This window comes from Bacteroides sp. Phil13, assembly GCF_001940965.1.
GTDB lineage: Bacteria > Bacteroidota > Bacteroidia > Bacteroidales > Bacteroidaceae > Bacteroides > Bacteroides intestinalis.
In genome coordinates this window covers 1-3,190 of sequence record NZ_MSHA01000037.1, presented here as the reverse complement: position 1 = coordinate 3,190, position 3,190 = coordinate 1, and the positions used below count along the sequence as shown (strand labels likewise).

General features: G+C 34.2%; 4 protein-coding genes. All 4 read left to right on the top strand.

What is annotated here, in order from left to right:
• Positions 1-559: hypothetical protein (locus tag BWI44_RS06740; RefSeq protein WP_286812372.1), on the top strand; the 559-nt coding region annotated here is incomplete at its 5' end.
• Positions 560-570: 11 nt separating this feature from the next.
• A complete protein-coding gene (locus BWI44_RS06735) occupies positions 571-1,794 on the top strand; it encodes a glycosyltransferase (RefSeq protein ID WP_008663515.1) in 1,224 nt (407 codons plus the stop codon).
• A gap of 8 nt (positions 1,795-1,802) precedes the next feature.
• Positions 1,803-2,945 carry an N-acetyl sugar amidotransferase gene (locus tag BWI44_RS06730; protein WP_130080527.1) on the top strand — a complete coding sequence of 381 codons (1,143 nt, stop codon included), beginning with the start codon at positions 1,803-1,805 and terminating at the stop codon, positions 2,943-2,945.
• A gap of 18 nt (positions 2,946-2,963) precedes the next feature.
• Positions 2,964-3,190: polysaccharide biosynthesis protein (locus BWI44_RS06725; RefSeq protein ID WP_286812356.1), on the top strand; the 227-nt coding region annotated here is incomplete at its 3' end.

Below are 3,190 nucleotides of genomic sequence, written 5' to 3'. Positions count from 1 at the left end.
GGATGATGATATTGATATCGCAATAATTGATTTCTTATTTGATAAACATTTAGCGAAAACAATAGGAAGAGAGCTCTATTTAGTAGGGTTTGATGTAATTATTACTGCAAATACAGTTCATCTACGTCGTTGTAATTGCGAAATAAATTTGAAATCATATTTGCGAAATGGTACTTTTTATAATTCAACAATGACAAAAGTAGAAGGATCTGATTTATTATATTCAATTTATAACTGTTTAAGACGACTTGCTCTTTATAGAAACTCTCATTCTTTTTCTCGTCAAGTAGTGAATTTTATTTATTTTATAATTTCGTTTATGAACTATTTAGGTGGGGCTTTTTTGCAGGATTTACTTATAGCTAAATCTAAACCTAAAATTCGTAAGATTGTAATTCCTGCCTATTTGTTGTCGAATACAAAAGATATTCTCTTTTATGATGAGTATTTTAAAGTTCCAATTGATGTGAATGAATATTTGACTTTACGATATGGCAAGAATTGGAATATTCCTAATAGAAATTATAATTATATAACAGATGATTTATCCCTAAAATAGTTTTAATCTTTATGCTTACTCTTCTTCAAATTAGTATAGAGGTGAATTCTGGTTCTGTAGGACGTATTGCTGAACAAATAGGGCAAGTAGCTCTTGCACATGGTTGGAAGAGTTATATAACTTATGCTCGTAATCATTTGCCTAGTCAATCTATGACTATTAAAATAGGTACAAAATGGGATGTGTATTGGCATGGAATTATGACACGTTTGTTTGATACTCATTGTCTTCACTCTACTCGAGCCACTAGAAGATTAATACAACAGATTGAGGAAATTCATCCTGATATTATTCAACTTCATCACATTCATGGGTATTTTTTGAATATGGAGGTTTTATTTAAGTATTTATCTTCTATTTCTACACCTGTGGTATGGGTTTTTCATGACTGTTGGTCAATGACTGGGCATTGTGCTCATTTTGACTATGTCGGATGTGAGAAATGGTTGACGCATTGTGAGACTTGCGTACAAAAGAAAATATATCCTGGAAGTGTATTAATAGATAGGTCTTTTAAAAATTATGAACTAAAAAAAAAGTTGTTTACATCTATGGAAAATTTGACTATTGTGCCGGTATCACAGTGGCTAGGAATGATTGTAAAGAAATCATTCTTGAAAAATTATCCAATAAATGTAATTCAAAATGGAATTGATCTAAAACTTTTTTCTCCTCAATCCTTGCAGAGTGTATGTGCCATGAGAAATAAATTGGGATTAGCAGAGCAAACTAGTGTTTTATTAGGAGTAGCTAGTATTTGGGATAAACGCAAGGGGCTTGAGGATTTCGTTCAATTGTATAACATGATTTCTGAAGATTGGGTTATTGTTTTAGTAGGATTATCAAAAACGCAGCTGAAGGAAATCCCCGATGGCATAATTGGAATTGAGAGAACTGAAAATGTTACTCAATTAGCTACTTTGTACACTTTAGCTTCTGTCTTTATTAACCCAACTTGGGAAGATACATTTCCAACAACAAATCTAGAATCTTTAGCTTGTGGAACACCTGTCATTACATATCGGACTGGCGGAAGTGTTGAGTCTGTATCAGATGAAACTGGATATATTGTAGAAAAAGGGGATATAAAAGGCATAAAGAGGGCTGTAGCTGAAATAGTAAAGCGAGGAAAAGAAGTTTATCATCATATATGTCGAAAACGAGCTGTTAAATATTATGATAAAAATGAACGCTTTGAAGATTATATAAAATTGTATGATACTTTGTTAAAGTAGAAAAGAGTATGGATAAAAATTACCAAGTATGTACCCATTGTGTAATGGATACGACTGATTCTAATCTGACTTTTGATGAAAATGGTGTATGTGACAGATGCCAAGAGTATGAACAACATATATTACCTTGGTGGAACCATGGCAAAGGCCACGAAGCTGAATTGAAAGCCATTTTGGAGCAAGTAAGAATCTCAGGAAAAGGTAAAAAATACGATTGTATTTTAGGACTGAGTGGTGGATTGGATAGTTGTTATATGCTGCATCTTGCAGTCAAAGAGTGGGGGCTTCGTCCCTTTGTGTTTCATATTGATGCCGGATGGAATCTGCCTGTAGCAGAAGAGAATATTAAAAAGCTCTGTGATAAACTGAATGTCCATCTTCATATTCAGAAGTTGGATTTTGAAGAGTTGAAGCAGATGCAGATTGCATTTTTCAAGACCGGACATGCCGGGTTGGATGTTCCTCAAGACCATGCTTTCATTGCTCAAATAGATAAATATTCGGAAGAATTGGGTGTGAAATACATTTTGAATGGTTATAATATTTGTACTGAAATTGTTGCTGACCCAGACTCTTGGTTTGATGGTGCAGGGCCTACAGCAGATAAAACCTATGTAAAGGATGTATTAAAAAAGCACGGCAATGTGAAGACTAAGAATTATATTTATACTACAGGTTTTAAACATAAATTTGTTCTTCCATACATAAAAGGAGTAAAGACGTTGCAACTCCTAAATTATGTTCCTTTTACAAAAGCTGAAATGTTGGCAACCCTTCAACGTGAATATGATTATCAACCTTATGGGCAAAAACATTTTGAGGATTTGCTTACTAAGTTTCTGGAGGCTTGGTGGCTTCCTACTCGGTTTGGCTATGATATTCGTAGGGCGCAATTATCAAGTTTGATTATTACAGGGCAAATGAGCCGTGAAGAAGCTCTTGAAATTTTAAAGAATCCTCCTGCTTCTGATGAGGAGTGTAAAAAGATGTTTGATGAAGTGGCAGAGAAACTGGCTATTAGTAAGGAAGAACTAATGTCATATCATAAATTGCCGAAAAAATACTTGCACTATAAGAATAATGCCTGGGCATTTAAGATTGGTATTAGACTTTATCAACTATTGGGATTGGATAAAAGAATTAGAAAATAGGAAAAATATTAGTGAGTTATGTCTATATTCAAGGACAAAGTTTTATTAATCACCGGAGGCACCGGATCTTTTGGTAACGCTGTATTGCGTCGTTTTCTTGATAGTGACATCAAGGAAATCCGTATTTTTAGCCGTGACGAGAAAAAACAGGATGACATGCGTCATCACCTGCAAAATCCCAAAGTAAAATTTTACATTGGTAATGTGCGTGACCGTCAGTCTGTGGACGGTGCAATGATGGGAGT

What these genes read in the sequence shown, in the direction of transcription:
- BWI44_RS06735 (WP_008663515.1), top strand. Translation starts at nt 571, where the DNA reads ATGCTTACTCTTCTTCAAATTAGTATAGAGGTGAATTCTGGTTCTGTA.
- BWI44_RS06730 (WP_130080527.1), top strand. Translation starts at nt 1,803, where the DNA reads ATGGATAAAAATTACCAAGTATGTACCCATTGTGTAATGGATACGACT.